The sequence below is a fragment of the Ruegeria sp. YTSC003 genome (genome assembly GCF_059609785.1).
Map to the genome: position 1 here is coordinate 192,321 of NZ_JBXWMK010000002.1, position 15,256 is coordinate 207,576.

Annotated in this window: 18 protein-coding genes; 8 read left to right on the plus strand and 10 right to left on the minus strand. The window is 56.1% G+C overall.

The genetic code is table 11. The features are described 5' to 3' along the window. Positions 1-23: 23 nt before the first annotated feature. Positions 24-509 carry a 30S ribosomal protein S9 gene (gene rpsI, locus AC2FFH_RS04680; RefSeq protein ID WP_058271904.1) on the minus strand — a complete coding sequence of 162 codons (486 nt, stop codon included), beginning with the start codon at positions 507-509 and terminating at the stop codon, positions 24-26. A gap of 5 nt (positions 510-514) precedes the next feature. Further along, positions 515-973 (minus strand): 50S ribosomal protein L13, encoded by a 459-nt coding sequence (rplM, locus tag AC2FFH_RS04685; protein ID WP_496722805.1) that lies wholly within the window; start codon positions 971-973, stop codon positions 515-517. A gap of 237 nt (positions 974-1,210) precedes the next feature. Between rplM and AC2FFH_RS04690 the strand changes: the two genes are divergently transcribed. Beyond that, complete coding sequence (locus AC2FFH_RS04690) at positions 1,211-1,573, plus strand: nuclear transport factor 2 family protein (protein WP_496843873.1); 363 nt, start codon at positions 1,211-1,213, stop codon at positions 1,571-1,573. A gap of 4 nt (positions 1,574-1,577) precedes the next feature. On the opposite strand, the gene AC2FFH_RS04695 is transcribed toward AC2FFH_RS04690, so the two are convergent. Then, on the minus strand, positions 1,578-2,981 hold the full coding sequence (locus tag AC2FFH_RS04695; RefSeq protein WP_496843874.1) for an aminotransferase-like domain-containing protein: 1,404 nt from the start codon (positions 2,979-2,981) through the stop codon (positions 1,578-1,580). A 99-nt stretch (positions 2,982-3,080) separates the two neighbouring features. Here AC2FFH_RS04695 and AC2FFH_RS04700 point away from each other — a divergent pair, with 99 nt between their 5' ends. Continuing rightward, positions 3,081-3,308 (plus strand): DUF1127 domain-containing protein, encoded by a 228-nt coding sequence (locus AC2FFH_RS04700; protein ID WP_108858650.1) that lies wholly within the window; start codon positions 3,081-3,083, stop codon positions 3,306-3,308. A gap of 58 nt (positions 3,309-3,366) precedes the next feature. On the opposite strand, the gene AC2FFH_RS04705 is transcribed toward AC2FFH_RS04700, so the two are convergent. Continuing rightward, complete coding sequence (locus AC2FFH_RS04705; protein WP_282118460.1) at positions 3,367-3,810, minus strand: PaaI family thioesterase; 444 nt, start codon at positions 3,808-3,810, stop codon at positions 3,367-3,369. A 58-nt stretch (positions 3,811-3,868) separates the two neighbouring features. On the opposite strand from AC2FFH_RS04705, the gene AC2FFH_RS04710 reads away from it, so the two are divergent. From AC2FFH_RS04710 to gluQRS, 4 genes are all read left to right on the plus strand, one after another. Continuing rightward, complete coding sequence (locus tag AC2FFH_RS04710; protein ID WP_282168336.1) at positions 3,869-4,654, plus strand: enoyl-CoA hydratase; 786 nt, start codon at positions 3,869-3,871, stop codon at positions 4,652-4,654. A gap of 264 nt (positions 4,655-4,918) precedes the next feature. Continuing rightward, positions 4,919-6,259 (plus strand): methylenetetrahydrofolate--tRNA-(uracil(54)-C(5))-methyltransferase (FADH(2)-oxidizing) TrmFO, encoded by a 1,341-nt coding sequence (trmFO, locus tag AC2FFH_RS04715; protein WP_496843875.1) that lies wholly within the window; start codon positions 4,919-4,921, stop codon positions 6,257-6,259. A gap of 37 nt (positions 6,260-6,296) precedes the next feature. Continuing rightward, the gene (locus tag AC2FFH_RS04720; protein ID WP_496764974.1) at positions 6,297-6,911 is read left to right on the plus strand and encodes a class I SAM-dependent DNA methyltransferase; all 615 of its coding nucleotides are present in this window, start codon (positions 6,297-6,299) and stop codon (positions 6,909-6,911) included. Next, positions 6,908-7,804, plus strand: a complete 897-nt coding sequence (gene gluQRS / locus AC2FFH_RS04725; protein ID WP_496764977.1) for a tRNA glutamyl-Q(34) synthetase GluQRS — start codon at positions 6,908-6,910, stop codon at positions 7,802-7,804. The genes AC2FFH_RS04720 and gluQRS overlap by 4 nt, the downstream gene beginning before the upstream one ends. 5 nt (positions 7,805-7,809) lie before the next feature. Here gluQRS and hisI read toward each other — a convergent pair whose 3' ends face one another. Further along, the gene (gene hisI / locus AC2FFH_RS04730) at positions 7,810-8,199 is read right to left on the minus strand and encodes a phosphoribosyl-AMP cyclohydrolase (protein WP_496695431.1); all 390 of its coding nucleotides are present in this window, start codon (positions 8,197-8,199) and stop codon (positions 7,810-7,812) included. 48 nt (positions 8,200-8,247) lie between these two features. On the opposite strand from hisI, the gene AC2FFH_RS04735 reads away from it, so the two are divergent. Both AC2FFH_RS04735 and AC2FFH_RS04740 read left to right on the plus strand, forming a co-directional pair. Continuing rightward, positions 8,248-8,700: an iron-sulfur cluster assembly scaffold protein gene (locus AC2FFH_RS04735; RefSeq protein ID WP_496843876.1), complete on the plus strand. Its 453-nt coding sequence runs from the start codon at positions 8,248-8,250 to the stop codon at positions 8,698-8,700. Between the two features lie 59 nt (positions 8,701-8,759). Then, positions 8,760-9,398 carry a MarC family protein gene (locus tag AC2FFH_RS04740; RefSeq protein WP_058271582.1) on the plus strand — a complete coding sequence of 213 codons (639 nt, stop codon included), beginning with the start codon at positions 8,760-8,762 and terminating at the stop codon, positions 9,396-9,398. Positions 9,399-9,583: 185 nt separating this feature from the next. Here the strand turns inward: AC2FFH_RS04740 and AC2FFH_RS04745 are convergent, their stop codons facing one another. From AC2FFH_RS04745 to sciP, 5 genes are all read right to left on the minus strand, one after another. Continuing rightward, complete coding sequence (locus AC2FFH_RS04745; RefSeq protein ID WP_496720389.1) at positions 9,584-9,706, minus strand: hypothetical protein; 123 nt, start codon at positions 9,704-9,706, stop codon at positions 9,584-9,586. A gap of 111 nt (positions 9,707-9,817) precedes the next feature. After that, positions 9,818-11,908, minus strand: coding sequence for an ATP-dependent DNA helicase RecG (recG, locus tag AC2FFH_RS04750; protein WP_496844041.1), 2,091 nt, complete (start codon positions 11,906-11,908; stop codon positions 9,818-9,820). Continuing rightward, on the minus strand, positions 11,905-14,031 hold the full coding sequence (gene ligA / locus AC2FFH_RS04755; protein ID WP_496764982.1) for an NAD-dependent DNA ligase LigA: 2,127 nt from the start codon (positions 14,029-14,031) through the stop codon (positions 11,905-11,907). Before ligA ends, recG begins: the two co-directional genes overlap by 4 nt. 124 nt (positions 14,032-14,155) lie before the next feature. After that, complete coding sequence (gene ctrA, locus AC2FFH_RS04760) at positions 14,156-14,872, minus strand: response regulator transcription factor CtrA (protein WP_496733195.1); 717 nt, start codon at positions 14,870-14,872, stop codon at positions 14,156-14,158. 97 nt (positions 14,873-14,969) lie between these two features. Then, complete coding sequence (gene sciP, locus AC2FFH_RS04765) at positions 14,970-15,248, minus strand: CtrA inhibitor SciP (RefSeq protein ID WP_496722773.1); 279 nt, start codon at positions 15,246-15,248, stop codon at positions 14,970-14,972. Positions 15,249-15,256: the final 8 nt, after the last annotated feature.

Sequence of the window (15,256 nt, forward strand, 5' to 3'; positions counted from 1 at the left end):
GAATTTGTGCACTCGGCAGCGAATTAACGCTTCGAGAACTGGAACGAACGACGCGCTTTGCGCTTACCGTATTTCTTACGTTCCACAACGCGGCTGTCGCGGGTCAGGAAGCCAGCAGCTTTCAGAGCACCACGCAGCGACGGATCGTACAGTTGCAGCGCTTTCGAGATGCCGTGCTTGACCGCACCGGCCTGACCGGTCAGGCCACCGCCTTTGACGGTTGCGACAACGTCGAATTCACCTTCAACACCGGCAACCTGGAACGGCTGGCGCAGGATCAGCTGCAGAACGGGACGCGCAAAATACTTGTCCTGGTCCTTGCCGTTCACGGTGACCTTGCCGGAACCCGGCTTGATCCAAACGCGGGCAACAGCGTCTTTACGCTTGCCGGTGGCATAAGAACGACCCAGCTCGTCACGTACGGGTTCACGCACGATGACTTCTTCGGCCACAACCTCAACGCCTGCAACGGCGCTCAGCTCTTCGAGAGTATTGATCTGATCAGCCATGGTCATTAGCTCCGGGTGTTTTTCTTGTTCATGGATGCAACATCCAGAACTTCGGGCGCTTGCGCCTCATGGGGATGCTCGGCACCGGCATAAACGCGCAGATTGGTCATCTGCTGACGTGCCAGACGGTTGCCCGGCAGCATGCGCTTGACCGCTTGGGTCACGACGCGCTCGGGGTGCTTGCCTTCAAGGATCTGCTGCTTGGTGCGCGACTTGATGCCGCCTGGGTGGCCAGTGTGCCAGTAGAAGTTTTCTTCGCGCTTCTTGCCGGTCATCTGGATTTTGTCAGCGTTGATCACGATGACATTGTCGCCCATGTCCATGTTCGGGGTGAACGACGCTTTGTGCTTGCCACGCAGGCGCATGGCGACGATCGAGGCAAGACGGCCCAGAACAACGCCCTCGGCGTCGATCAGGATCCATTTCTTGTCGATGTCTGCAGGTGTTGCAGAAAAGGTTTTCATGGCAGGATAGTCCTGTTTGATGTGAAAGACCGCCCACATACGGAGCGGCCCGAATTCGATGTTGGGTATTTAGATGCAGGCGTAATGCGCGTCAAGAACGCTGAAACTTATTTTAATAAGCAATTACAGTATGTTATAAAATAGGTATTATTTTACCCCACAACTCAACATATAAACCGCAATACATGATTGAACGTTAATTAACCCGACAAGATCCAGAAAGGGAGATATTGCGCAATGAACTGGCAGCAGACCGCAAACGACTATGGGGCAGCATGGAAAGAACCTAACCGGGCGAAACGGCTTGAGATATTGGCTGGGTGCTTTGCTGAAGATGGCATCTATGTCGATCCCATGGCCGAGGTCAAAGGCCGCTCAAACCTATGCGATCATATCGGAGAGGTGGCGCAAAGCACGGGCGGAATGCTTGAGTTGACCAGCAAGGCCAATGGCCACAACGATGTCATTCACTTCACATGGCGTCTGGTTGGCCCGGACGGCAGTGTAGTTGTCGCCGGCCACGATTTTGCGCATTTGGATGATGAGGGAAAGATCTCACATCTGGCCGGGTTTTTCGGCGACCCCGAACCAACGAGCTGAGTCTTTAAACGCTGATCTGTTCCGGCGGATTATCTAAAAGTGCACGCAGGCGCTGCATTGCGGCCTCGAACCGCTCCAATGACACGTGCCCATTCATCGCAATGCGAACGGCGTTGGGGGCACGCCCGTCCCGCAGCGCGAACTCGTCTGCGGATCTAAGTTGAATACCTTCCCGCTCGGCTGCTCGGCTGAATGCGGCGGCACGCCAACCCGACGGCAAGTTCAGCCAGACAAATGGCACGTCCGGCGCCCAGTTCAGATCAAAGCCGCCAAGCGCATTGACCGTCACCCGGACATAATCGCCCATCCGGGCGCGGACGTCCCTCGCGATCTGCCGTGTCCGTGGATCAGACAACAACAGCCGGGTCAGCTCTGCAAGCGGTTGTGCCAAACCGAAATAGCCGTATTCGGCTGAACGCCGAAGATCGACGCTGCGTTCGCGCGGAGCGATGGCGAACCCAACGCGCAGGGCTGGCGTCAGGATCTTTGAGATCGACGAGACATGCCAACCTCGTTCAGGCGCCAATGCACGATAGCTGGGCTCGCGGGCATCCCCCATCCGATAACAATCGTCTTCAATGATCTGCAAATCATGGCGGCGGGCGACTTCCACAACCTCTTTTCGACGCTCCAGCGGCGTATGTGTACCGGTTGGGTTTTGCACCTCGGGCGAGACGCAAACCGCTTGCGCCTGGGTCTGACGCAAAATGTGATCCATAGCCTGAGGGTCAACGCCCCACTTGTCCATCTTCACGCCGACAACCTCGGCTCGCATCAACTCACCTGCCCGACGGAAACCGGCATATGACAGATCTTCAACCAGAACGACCGGCTTGGGGCCGCGCAGGATCGTCTGAAACACAAGGCAAAGACCATTTTGCCCACCATGCGTCAGAACCACATCATCATGGGTCACTGCGCCAAGCGGCAGATCTGAGAGCCATTCAACGACCGCCTGCCGCATGGGTTGGTACGCATCGCGCGTCGGGTAATTCATCAGCAAACGCGGATCGGCTTGGGACACTTTCTTAAGACATTCCCTGATCAATGCCACCTGCCCCACGTCCGGTAATCTGGGGCTGAACAGGCTGACATCGGCGTTGTACTTGTCGTCGCGCAGGTGAAGTTGTCTTGCCCACACATCGTCCAGCAAAGGTGATTTTGGAGGGGCGACAAATGTACCACGTCCAACCTCGGCTTGTAGCAAGCCTTCTTCCGTCAGAATCGTATATGCCCGGGCAACCGTGCCGGGCGTTATTTGTAACCGATACGCAAGCTCCCGGACTGGAGGCAGTTTAGATCCTACCTCCAGCGCTTTGTTCTCAATCGCTTTTCGTATTGTGTCGGCGACCAGTGTGTACTTGGGACCTTTGGATTTTGGTAACGCCTCTGGCCAAATTGTATCCATTACAATTCTTCCTTTGCTTTTGACACAATCCTGAATGTATCACACACATGTACCGAACATTAGTACTTTGTGTCAATACAATTTGAAAGGATACCCAAGATGACACGCCATATGCACAACCCCGCCCTCATGCTGCTGAACGATAGCCCTCGGCTGCCGATGATCGCCGCGCTGGCCGTGCGGTTTGCGGCGACTGTCACACAGTGGGAACGACAGCGCCGCAGCAGGGTCAACCTGTCAAAGCTGGATGATCGCATGCTTAAAGATGTCGGCCTGACCCGCCCCGCGGCCGACCGCGAGATCAAACGCTATTTCTGGCAGTATTAATTATCCCCAGTCCCTATAGGGACCTCTTCCTAGGCCGGGTTTCATACCCGGCCCTTTTTTATCCAAACGCCGATGCTGCAGACCCCGCAGGTGGCAATGAGTAGGTCATCGTAGCCCGCGCAACGGGTTTGTCTGAGCCTTCCGAGAACATCAGAACATCGCCTACCGCAAGCGTTTTGCCCAGTTTTAGCAAGCTGCAGCGCGCGATCATATCGTTGGCCCCATCGGGTTTGCGCATGAAATCCATCGAACACCCCGTCGTCACCGCCAGCGACTGACGTCCTTTCAATGCAAGGATCATTGCATAGACGCTGACATCGGCCAGACCGAACATCGACGGGCCTGAAACTGTCCCCCCTGGCCGCAGATGCCTGTCCCCGACCTTCAGCCGCATGGTGATTGAGTTTTCATCCAGGCTGTCGATGACAAAGTCCTTCTCGACCTGTGGAAAAACCTCGACCAGATAATCTGACAGTTGTTCGCGGTTCAAAACCAACGACATACTTCCCCTCCTCGAATTGCCACCCTAGAGTTGGCCCGACATCAGATCGGAGAGCAAGATGGGAATTCTGGAACGTAACGACATGAATGGCGTTGCCCGGTTGAAAATGAACGCGCCAGAGCGCTTGAATGCCCTGAGCGAAGAGATGCTGGCAGCACTTCAGGCTGAATTCGACGCCTTAAGCAACGACTCGAGTATTCGCGCTGTGATCCTGTCCGGCGAAGGCAAGGCGTTTTGCGCAGGTCACGATCTGAAACAGATGACTGCGGGACGTCAGAGCGAGGATGGGGGAAAAGCCTACTTCCAGGACTTGTTCGCGCAGTGCGCCAAAATGATGCTGTCGATTCAATCTCTGCCCCAACCCGTGATCGCGCAAGTCCACGGCATCGCCACGGCCGCCGGCTGCCAACTGGTGGCCACTTGTGATCTTGCGATTGCAGCCGAAGGCACGCGCTTTGGTGTAAACGGGGTCAATATCGGGTTGTTTTGCTCGACCCCTATGGTGGCCCTCAGCCGGAATATCCCCCGGAAACAGGCATTTGAGATGTTGACGACAGGCGCGTTCATCTCCGCAGAACGCGCGACAGAGCTGGGCCTGGTCAATCGCGCAGTACCCGAAATGTTGTTGGAACATGAAACGATGGCGCTGGCCGAACAACTGGCGGACAAGCTTGGATCAGCGGTCAAAGTGGGCAAACAGGCCTATTACAAGCAATTGGATATGCCGATCGAACAGGCCTACGCCTATACCGGCGAGGTGATGGCACAGAATATGATGCATCGGGATACCGAAGAAGGAATATCTGCATTTATCGAAAAAAGACCGCCAAATTGGGAACAATAACGAGATTATTTAAGGAAATTTTCGCGACTGTTCGCAATTTAGTCCTTTTCAAAAGGGCCACACTGTGGCAAAGCTGAGACATGGCTTAGGCCCAAATACGCTTTTGGGTCGCTGTAGGCGGAAGGTCCCTCCAAGCTGGTTTCTCTCACCGGCGCTGACATTCCCGCTGCGGCGACCCCAAGTACCCTCCTTAAATTACTAGCTAATCAACGCGAAACTTGGCGTGTGTTGCGTTGCGCGATGCTGTGCCCTATGTGGCACCTCATGACACAGAAATTGCATATAGTTGGCGGCGGCATGGCGGGGTCCGAGGCGGCCTGGCAAGCAGCGGAAATGGGCGTGGATGTTGTAATCCACGAAATGCGGCCCAAAGTGGGCACTTTTGCGCACCAGACCGGTAATCTGGCCGAGATGGTGTGCTCGAACTCCTTCCGCTCGGATGACGACGAACAAAATGCCGTCGGTCTGCTGCATTGGGAAATGCGCGAAGCCAACGGCATCATCATGGGCACCGCCGATACGCATCGCCTGCCCGCCGGTGGCGCATTGGCCGTGGATCGTGATCCGTTTGCTGAAGCAGTGACCGCCAAGCTGCAGGCCCATCCGCGGGTGGAAGTGACAGGCGAAGAAGTCACCGCCCTGCCCGACGACGGCCACTGGATCATTGCGACGGGTCCGTTGACGTCCTCGTCGCTGGGCGAGTCGATCAGGGCCCAGACAGGTGCCGAGGCTCTGGCGTTCTTCGACGCGATCGCGCCCATTGTCTATGCCGACAGCATCGACATGAGCCAGGCGTGGATGCAGTCCCGTTATGACAAGGGCGAAACCGAAGAGGAGCGGACGGCCTATCTGAACTGTCCCATGGACCGCGATCAGTATGAGGCGTTCATCGACGCCCTGTTGGCGGCGGACAAAACAGAATTCCACGAAGGTGAAACTGCCGGGTATTTTGACGGCTGCCTGCCCATCGAGGTTATGGCGGAACGGGGCCGCGAAACGCTGCGCCACGGTCCCATGAAGCCAGTCGGCCTGACCAACCCGCATCAGCCTGACGTCAAACCTCATGCCGTTGTGCAACTGCGCCGAGACAACGCGCTGGGCACTTTGTTCAACATCGTCGGTTTTCAGACCAAGATGAAATACGGCGCTCAGACCGAAGTGTTTCGCATGATCCCGGGGCTTGAGAACGCCAGTTTCGCGCGCCTGGGCGGGATTCATCGCAACACGTTCATCAACTCTCCGACATTGCTGGACGCGCAGATGCGGCTGAAATCAAAACCGAATATTCGGTTTGCCGGCCAGATCACCGGCGTCGAGGGTTATGTGGAAAGCGCTGCAGTGGGCTTGTTGGCTGGGCGGCTGGCTGCTGCCGAGATCCTGGGGCGTTCCCTGCCCGAGATCCCGCAGGACAGTGCCATGGGCGCGTTGATACACCACATTACCGGCGGGGCCGAAGCCAAGACCTTTCAACCCATGAACGTCAACTTTGGTCTGTTTCGCCCGGTTGATGGCCTCAAAGGCGGTCGCCGGGGCCGTAAGGACCGGTACAAGGCCTACACCGACCGGGCCAAGACGGAATGGACCGACTGGTTGGCGCATTGCTGACTGGACGCATTGCACCCTACCGGCCTAACATACGGGTATGAGCGACAAATACCTCAAAGACGCCTACGGGCTTGATACGCCCGAGGCGACCCGTACGCATTATCAGAAATGGGCCTCGTCATACGACGCCGAAGTTGGAGCACATGGCTACGCCACGCCTGGTCGCGTGGCCGAGGCGCTTTGGTCCCAGATGCCCGAACCGCAGACGCCTGTTCTGGATTACGGTTGTGGCACGGGTCTGTCCGGCAAGGCCCTGCATGATACGGGATTTCAGGTAATCGATGGTGTGGATCCCACGCCCAAGATGCTTGAAGGGGCGGCCGCTAAGGAGGTTTACAGAAACCTCACGACGTTTGAGATCACCGATCCGGAACCGCTGGAGCAAGATGCCTATAAGGCAATCACCGCGATTGGCGTGATCGGAACCGGTGCCGCCCCGCCAGAGACATTCGACCTGTTGATGAAGGCGCTACCCAAAGGTGGCTTGCTGGCCTTTTCCTTCAACGATCACACGCTTGACGATCCGTCCTTCACCACCCGTTTGAACGATTGGCTGGACATGGGCGCTGCGCGGTTGTTGTTTCGGGAATACGGGCCGCACCTTCCCGGTATGGACCTTAAATCTGACGTATATGTTGTTGAGAAGACGTGACATTCATTACCAGATTTGCCCCATCTCCTACTGGGCCGCTTCATCTTGGCCATGCCTATTCTGCACTTCTTGCCAGTGATATGGCCGCCGCTGCAGGCGGTCAATTTTTATTGCGGATCGAAGACATCGACCGCTCCCGCTGCCGGGCAAATTGGGAAGAGCAGATTTATGACGATCTGACTTGGCTAGGATTGACCTGGCCAGAACCCGTGATGCAGCAATCGTCTCGTGTGTCGACCTACGAAGACGCTCTGAGGGCATTGTGGTCGCGGGGCTTGCTGTACCCGTGCACGTGCAATCGTCGGGACATTGCCGCAGCCGCCGGGGCACCACAGGAAGGTATACCTCTTCATGGGCCGGATGGGATCATTTATCCGGGCACGTGCAGGGATGTGTCAGATCGAACGGGGCCGATCCCGCACGAAACGCCCCTTCGATTGGACATTAAAATGGCTGCGCGTGTGGTTCCAGATCTGTTTAGGATCGCCACTCAACCATCTGCCCAAAAGCCGTTCTTCGAAGAAAATGGCGTGGGACCAAACGGGGAATCGGGCACAGTCGCTTTCACGGCCGATGAGTTACGAGACACAATCGGAGACGTGGTATTGTCCCGGCGCGATATGAGAACATCCTACCATCTATCCGTCGTTCTGGATGATGCGGAACAAGGCGTGTCCCACGTCGTACGCGGTCAGGACCTATTCGAGGCGACGCGTATCCATGTTCTGTTGCAGGCCCTGCTAGGCTTGCCGACACCTGTCTATCACCATCATAAGCTGATCCGAGATGACTTGGGCAAACGTTTGGCCAAACGTGACGATGCTCGCGCCATTTCCAAATACCGCGCCGAAGGCGTTTCCGCGAAACAGATACGGGCAATGGTCGGGCTTTAATTGACCTATTCCATTGGGCCCATAAGTTCGACTTCTGCATCATCCCGAACAGCAGTGTAGAAACAAGTGCGCCGGTTGGTGTGGCAGGCCGCGCCTGTCTGTCGCACCAAAACAAGCAGGCAGTCGCGGTCACAATCAACGCGAAAATCGACCAACTCTTGCATGTGGCCTGAGGTTTCTCCCTTGATCCAGAACGATTGACGCGACCGCGACCAATACGTTACGCGGCGCGTTTCCAGTGTTTTTTCAATCGCTTCGGCGTTCATCCACGCCATCATTAATACCTCGCCCGAGGCCTCATCTTGTGCGATGGCTGGAATCAGACCAGCGTCGTTGTACGTCAGGCTGGACGGATCGAAGGTGACGGTCTCAGACATTGTAAAAACCTTTTGCATCCCGTTGGATGCTCACTATGTATGGGGAACACGCAACGAGGGAAAGCCATGTCTGGCGAGAACGACCTGATAAAGCTCTATTCCGGGCGCATTCTGGCCCTGGCTGCGGATATTCCGCATCTGGAACGGCTGGAAAACCCAGATGCAACCGTAAAGAAACGTTCGCCTTTGTGTGGGTCTACCGTAACCGTGGACGTCAAGGTTGAGGACGGCCGCGTTTCCGGATTCGGTCAGGACGTTAAGGCCTGCGCCTTGGGTCAGGCCTCGGCCTCGGTCGTTGGATCCGCTGTAATTGGCACCACGCGCGCGCAAATCGAAACCGCGCGGGATCAGCTGTCGGCTATGTTGAAGAAAGACGGCCCTGCTCCGGACGCACCGTTTGACGGGCTGGAAGTTCTCATGCCTGCGCGTGATTATAAGAACCGTCACGCTTCGATCCTGCTGGCGTTGGATGCCACTGCTGAAGCTATGGAACAAGCCGAACAGGCCAACTGCGCCTGAAGATGGTAATTCAATTCAAACCCATCTAACCTCCGCCATAGTTTTGGGGAGAATTTGGTTTGAATAGTTTGCTGGAGCATTTTGTTACCCTGTGGGTCGTTATTGATCCGATTGGAACAATTCCCGTTTTTATCGCCGTTACAGCCGGGCTTGGGGCTGCGGCGCGCCGCAAAACTGCCCTGTTGGCCGCGCTCATCAGTGCCGGAGTTTTGCTGTTCTTCCTTGTATTTGGGCAATTGCTGATCGAGGCGCTGGATATCGGGTTGAACTCGTTCCAAGTGGCCGGAGGGATCATCCTGTTTCTGTTTGCCCTGACGATGATCTTTGGCGAAAGCAAGCAAGAGGTTGAACAACGCGCAGCGGAAGACGATCAGGAAGACAAATTCCACAAGCCCAACCCTGCGATCTTTCCGTTGGCGGTACCTTCATTGGCGTCACCGGGTGCAATGCTGGCCGTTGTTATCCTGACCGACAACAACCGGTTCAGCGTGGCGGATCAAGGTATCACGGCAATGGTTATGTTATCCGTTGTGGCCATCGCCTTCGTTTTGATGCTGCTGGCCGAGCCGATCATTCGACTGATTGGCCATTCAGGTGCCGCCATTATCAGCCGCATCATGGGAATGATCCTGGCGTCGGTTGCCGTGAATTCGGTACTGTCTGCGATGCTGGAAATCTTCAAAACCGGACAGCTATAAAAAAACCGCCGCACCTTCCGGGCGGAAAGGGCGGCGGTAGGCAATGCGTGTCTCATGTGGGATCCGTATTTCCGCGCAGGGCCGAGGCATGGCCCTTTCAAGGGAATTGGGACAGGCAGGTCACCCTTGACTGAAATGGGGACGACAGCACGGTGTTTTCGGCACGAGATCGCAGGCAGAAAGGGTCAGAACGTTCCGGGAAGGTGAAGGGCAACCACCAGCATCACCACCAATGACACCGCACCTGCCGCATCCTGCAATAGCGTGGAATGCGAACGGCTTATGGCGGTCTTGATCTGGGTCAGCATGGTCTCACCTCCGGTCTTGTTTTAATCCTTTGTTGACCTTTTGTTCTCATATTTTACCGAGTCGGTAAAGAACTTTTTGAGAACATTTGTGAACTTTACGGAACGATATTGCTAACCCACTGAAATTAAACGGATTGCCTGATCCTGTTTCATGAGCCACAGCAGAACACGGACAGCTTGCCCGCGTTCGGTGGTCAAGTTCGGGTCTTTGGACAACAGGTTTCGTGCATCCGTCTGCGCAACAGCCATCAATCCGGCCTGACGCTCCAGATCAGCGATCCGGAACTTTGGTAGCCCGGATTGAGCCGTGCCAATCAGATCCCCTGCGCCGCGCATCTGCAAATCGGTCTCGGATATCCGGAATCCGTCTTCCGTCTCTCGCAAAACCTCCAGCCGCTTCCGCCCGCCCTCGCTTAGCGGTGGTTGATACATGAGCAAGCAGGTCGAATCCGCCTCGCCCCGTCCAACGCGGCCACGCAGCTGGTGTAACTGCGCCAAACCGAATATTTCGGCCCGTTCGATTACCATGATCGAGGCGTTGGGTACATTCACTCCGACCTCGATCACAGTCGTTGCGACCAGAACCTTTGTGTGCCCTTTCTGAAACGCAGCCATCGCGGCGTCCTTTTCGGCAGCGGGCATTTGGCCATGGACCAGCCCGACTGTGCCTTCGCCCAGCACCGCCCGCAGCCGTTTGAACCGCTCTTCGGCAGCTGTCAGGTCCGAGACCTCGGATTCGTCGACCAGCGGACAGACCCAATAGCACTGACGTCCTTCATCGATGGCCCGACGTAAATGCGCTACGACGTCATCCATACGCTCGGTACTAATAATCGCCGTTTTGATCGGTTTCCGTCCTGGTGGCTTTTCATCCAGAACAGAGACGTCCATGTCCCCGTATTGCGCAAGCGCCAAACTGCGGGGGATCGGGGTGGCGGTCATCACCAGAACATCCGCGCCCTGCCCTTTTTCCGACAACTCCATCCGTTGCCGCACCCCGAACCGGTGCTGTTCATCCACAATGGCCAGTCGCAGGGCATGAAATTCAACATCGCTCTGAAACACTGCATGGGTGCCGACAAGGATGTGAATGTTACCCTGTTTCAGAGCGGCCAGCTTTGCACGCCGTTCAGCGCCCTTGTCCCGCCCAGTCAGGATTTCCAGAACCACCCCGGCTTCTTCGGCAAGCGGGCGCAGGCCTTCCAGATGCTGCCTAGCGAGGATCTCGGTCGGGGCCATCATAACACCCTGCCCACCAGCCTCGACCGCGACCAGAAGTGCCATGAAGGCGACCAGAGTTTTCCCTGCACCCACATCGCCTTGCAGCAATCGGTTCATCCGCGAGTCTGAGCCCATGTCGGCAGTTATTTCCTTGATCGCACGTGTCTGGGCCCCGGTTGGTTTGTAAGGCAGATTAGCAAGAACTTTGGCCTGCAGAGCACCAGTGCCGACGCTCACGATGCCCCGAGCCTTACGCTCGCGCTGTCGCGCCAGAGCCAGCGTCACCTGATGGGCAAACAGTTCGTCATAGGCAAGGCGTTCCCGGGCTGGCGCGTGCGCGGCCACGTCATCCGCCCCCTGTGGGTTATGCGCCGCGGATACAGCCGTCGCCCAATCAGCCCAGCCCTGTTTTGACACTTGCGCAGGGTCAATCCACTCAGCCAGCTGTGGCGCGCGGGCCAATGCGCTACGTGCCGCCTTGTACGCCGTTTTTTGGGTGATGCCCTGTGTCAGGTGATAGACCGGTTCAAATTCTGCTATGTCATCCGCGCTTTCCACGGGCAGCATGTGATCTGGATGGACCATCTGCGCCATGCCGTCGAACAGTTCGAGCTTGCCAGAGATCACACGACGACTGCCTTGCGGCAAAACTTTATTCAAATAATCTCCACGTGCGTGGAAAAAGACCAACTGAAACTCGATCTGCGTGTCTTCGACGTGAACGCGGTAAGCCCCGCCCTTGTTTCGCGACGGCCTGTGGGTGCCGACCGTGACTTCAACCGTCAATGTCGTTGGCAGATCAGCCCCCTGGATTGTATCGCGCCGCCTGCGATCAACGACAGCATACGGTAAGCCGAACAGCACATCGCACGGCGACTCGATCCCCGCCTGCACCATTGTCTGCGCAGTCTTGGGGCCAACGCCCTCCAGCGTCTCCAGCCCGGCGAACAGGGGAAACAGGATCTCAGGACGGCCACTCATGCGGTACCGATCAGGTGCAGCCATTCATCTTCGTCCAGCGTCTCGATCCCAAGCTCTGCTGCTTTCTTGGCTTTTGAACCAGCACCAGGGCCGGCCACCAGCAAATCGGTCTTCTTGCTGACCGAACCAGAGACCTTGGCCCCCAGTGCCTCGGCCCGGGCCTTGGCTTCGGCGCGGGTCATCTTTTCAAGTGACCCTGTAAAGACAACCGTCTTGCCAGCCACCGGACTGCCCGATGTGTCGGGTCGTTTGGCGTCCTGCACGTCCAATTGCTCGACCAAAGCGTCGATGCTGGCGCGTTCTGCGTCCTGAGCAAATGCAGAAACCAACGCGCGCGCCATGACGTCACCTACGCCATCAATACCCAAAAGCTCGTCCCACTCAAGACCTTCGAAATCAGCGGCTGCGGTGACGGCGCGTTCAAATTCTGGCCAGGAGCCATAGTGGTTCGCGATCAGGTTCGATGCGGCCTCTCCGACATGTCGAATGCCCAATGCAAAAAGAAGGCGTCCGAATGGGATTTGGCGTTTTTCATCAATTGCAGCCCAAAGGTTCCCGGCACTTTGGGCACCCCAACCCTTACGGTTGGCGAGCTTGTTGAGATTGGCCGCATCTCTGGTCTGCAGTGTAAAGATGTCCACCGGAGTTTTAATTGGCAAGTCCGGGTCATCGTAGAACATTTCAATCTGCTTGGCGCCCAGCCCTTCGATATCGAACGCTTTCCGAGATACGAAATGTTTCAATTTTTCAACAGCCTGCGCCGGGCAAATAATCCCACCGGTGCAACGTCTAACGGCATCGCCTTCTTCCCGAACCGCATCACTGCCGCATTCCGGACAGGTTGTGGGAAAATCATAAGGTTGCGCGCCATCTGGACGTTTCGAAATATCGACATCCGCCACTTTTGGGATCACGTCGCCCGCGCGATAAACCTGCACCCAGTCGCCGACCCTAATATCTTTCCCATCACGGATCGTACCGCCCTTTGCATCGCGACCGGCGACATAATCCTCGTTATGCAGCGTGGCATTGGACACTACGACGCCACCAACAGTTACCGGGTGCAGCCGGGCAACCGGGCTGAGCGCACCCGTGCGACCCACTTGAATGTCGATGGCCTCTAGCCTTGTCCATGCAAGTTCAGCGGGAAACTTATGCGCAATGGCCCATCTTGGGGTCGTGGACCTGAACCCCAACCGGGCCTGCAGCGCCAAGTCGTTCACCTTGTAGACAACGCCGTCGATGTCATAGCCAAGAGTGGCGCGTTGGGCTTCGATTCTGCGGTAATGTCCGATCAACTGATCTGTTGTTTCGCACAATGCTGTCAGTGGGTTGGTTGAGAAACCGAATTCCGCCAACCGTTCGATGGCACCCATTTGTGTATCGGCCAAAGGGGCCGACAACTCACCCCAGGCATAAGCGAAAAACCGCAGCGGACGGGATCGTGTGATTTTCGCGTCAAGCTGCCTCAACGACCCTGCGGCAGCGTTTCGTGGATTTGAAAATACCTTTTCGCCCAACTCCGTCTGTCGCGAGTTCAGCTTATCGAAGTCTTCATGCGACATGTAAACTTCACCGCGTACTTCCAGAACATCCGGAGCGTTTTGGACGCTGTGCGGAATGTCCGAGATCGTCCGCGCGTTCGAAGTCACGTTTTCACCAATCTCGCCGTCGCCTCGGGTTGCCGCCTGCACGAGCTTCCCCTGTTCATATCTTAGCGATAGGGACAGACCGTCAATCTTGGGTTCAGCAGTAAAACCCAGCTCGGCCGTGTCGCTCAATCCCAGATATTTGCGGATTGACCTGTCAAAATCAGCAACGTCCTCATCGTTGAACGCATTGCCCAACGACATCATTCTGACGGCATGTACGAGTTTTGAAAATCCCTCCGCCGGTCTTGCGCCCACTTGATCTGTGGGGCTGTCGGACCGCTTCAACTCCGGAAAACGCGCCTCGATGTCCGCGTTTCGCCGCTTTAGCGCATCGTAGTCCGCATCCGAGATCTCGGGGGCGTCCTCGGCGTGATACAGCGTGTTGGCCCGCGCAATCAATTCCGCGAGCCGCGCCAGCTCGGCACGTGCTTGATCTTCAGTCAGCTCTGTTACCGCAATTGAGTCGCTCATGGCCTCGCCCTGTCACATAGTCTTTGAACCCAGTGATAGGGCGAGGCCATGGCTAGGTCCAGATGTGCTGTACCATGAGTGAGGGGGTCGCCCTGGACCAACGGCGACCGGATTTCATTTTAGGTCAGGCTCCAACAGCGATCCGACGTTCGTCTAAACTGTTGCTTTGCGGATCGCGCAGCACATAGCCCCTGCCCCAAACAGTTTCGATATAGTTTTCGCCGCCGGTCGCATTGCTGAGTTTCTTGCGAAGTTTGCAGATAAAAACGTCGATAATTTTCAATTCGGGCTCGTCCATACCTCCATAGAGATGGTTCAGGAACATCTCTTTGGTCAGCGTTGTACCCTTCCGCAGGCTCAGCAATTCCAGCATCTGGTATTCCTTGCCGGTCAGATGAACGGCTTTGCCTTCGACCTCAACCGTTTTGGCGTCCAGATTTACCGCGACGCGGCCCGTATGAATGACAGATTGCGAGTGCCCTTTGGACCGCCGAATGATCGCGTGAATACGAGCGACCAGTTCCTCGCGGTGGAACGGTTTGGTCATATAGTCGTCGGCGCCAAAGCCGAAACCTTTGATCTTGCTTTCGGTATCGTCAGCGCCCGACAGGATCAAGATGGGGGTTTCAACACGCGCGATGCGCAGCTGTCTCAGCACTTCGTGCCCGTTCATGTCAGGCAGATTCAGATCCAGAAGGATCAGGTCATAGTCGTACAACTTGGCAAGATCGATGCCTTCCTCGCCCAGGTCCGTCGCATAAACGTTTAGATTGGCATGCGTCAGCATCAATTCGATGCTTTTCGATGTGGTCGGATCATCCTCGACAAGAAGTATACGCATTTACTGCTCCAATTTAGTCAACTTACCAATTTCATAATGAGCCTGATCAAAAATGGTTAATCTGACGTTACCGTTGAATCATTTATTCACATTCATCTTAAAGTTGTCGATATTTTTTTAAGGCCGTGACTTTCAAAGCGTCTGTTCCGTGCTCAGCGACTGCAGAAACCCAGGAATTGAACTCTTCATCGCTAAGCCCATACCGCTTCTTGGCGTCTGACAACGAAATCAGCCCGTAAAGAACGCCGCGCACCACAACCACCTTGCGCGATGCGACCCATCTGGTCGTCTCTGCAGGTGGTAGATCGCTACGCGATAAAACCGTTCCATCCGGCAGGGTTACGGACCTTGGCCCTTCGACTTTGTGCAAATACATCTCTTGAC

Bases quoted from the DNA above. Each gene is read 5' to 3' on its own strand.
- rpsI (WP_058271904.1), bottom strand. From the start codon at position 509: ATGGCTGATCAGATCAATACTCTCGAAGAGCTGAGCGCCGTTGCAGGC.
- sciP (WP_496722773.1), bottom strand. From the start codon at position 15,248: ATGTATTTGCACAAAGTCGAAGGGCCAAGGTCCGTAACCCTGCCGGAT.
- hisI (WP_496695431.1), bottom strand. From the start codon at position 8,199: ATGCAAAAGGTTTTTACAATGTCTGAGACCGTCACCTTCGATCCGTCC.
- AC2FFH_RS04735 (WP_496843876.1), top strand. From the start codon at position 8,248: ATGTCTGGCGAGAACGACCTGATAAAGCTCTATTCCGGGCGCATTCTG.
- recG (WP_496844041.1), bottom strand. From the start codon at position 11,908: ATGAGTGGCCGTCCTGAGATCCTGTTTCCCCTGTTCGCCGGGCTGGAG.
- AC2FFH_RS04695 (WP_496843874.1), bottom strand. From the start codon at position 2,981: ATGGATACAATTTGGCCAGAGGCGTTACCAAAATCCAAAGGTCCCAAG.
- AC2FFH_RS04720 (WP_496764974.1), top strand. From the start codon at position 6,297: ATGAGCGACAAATACCTCAAAGACGCCTACGGGCTTGATACGCCCGAG.
- AC2FFH_RS04745 (WP_496720389.1), bottom strand. From the start codon at position 9,706: ATGCTGACCCAGATCAAGACCGCCATAAGCCGTTCGCATTCCACGCTA.
- AC2FFH_RS04710 (WP_282168336.1), top strand. From the start codon at position 3,869: ATGGGAATTCTGGAACGTAACGACATGAATGGCGTTGCCCGGTTGAAA.
- trmFO (WP_496843875.1), top strand. From the start codon at position 4,919: ATGACACAGAAATTGCATATAGTTGGCGGCGGCATGGCGGGGTCCGAG.
- ligA (WP_496764982.1), bottom strand. From the start codon at position 14,031: ATGAGCGACTCAATTGCGGTAACAGAGCTGACTGAAGATCAAGCACGT.
- AC2FFH_RS04700 (WP_108858650.1), top strand. From the start codon at position 3,081: ATGACACGCCATATGCACAACCCCGCCCTCATGCTGCTGAACGATAGC.
- ctrA (WP_496733195.1), bottom strand. From the start codon at position 14,872: ATGCGTATACTTCTTGTCGAGGATGATCCGACCACATCGAAAAGCATC.
- AC2FFH_RS04705 (WP_282118460.1), bottom strand. From the start codon at position 3,810: ATGTCGTTGGTTTTGAACCGCGAACAACTGTCAGATTATCTGGTCGAG.
- AC2FFH_RS04690 (WP_496843873.1), top strand. From the start codon at position 1,211: ATGAACTGGCAGCAGACCGCAAACGACTATGGGGCAGCATGGAAAGAA.
- rplM (WP_496722805.1), bottom strand. From the start codon at position 973: ATGAAAACCTTTTCTGCAACACCTGCAGACATCGACAAGAAATGGATC.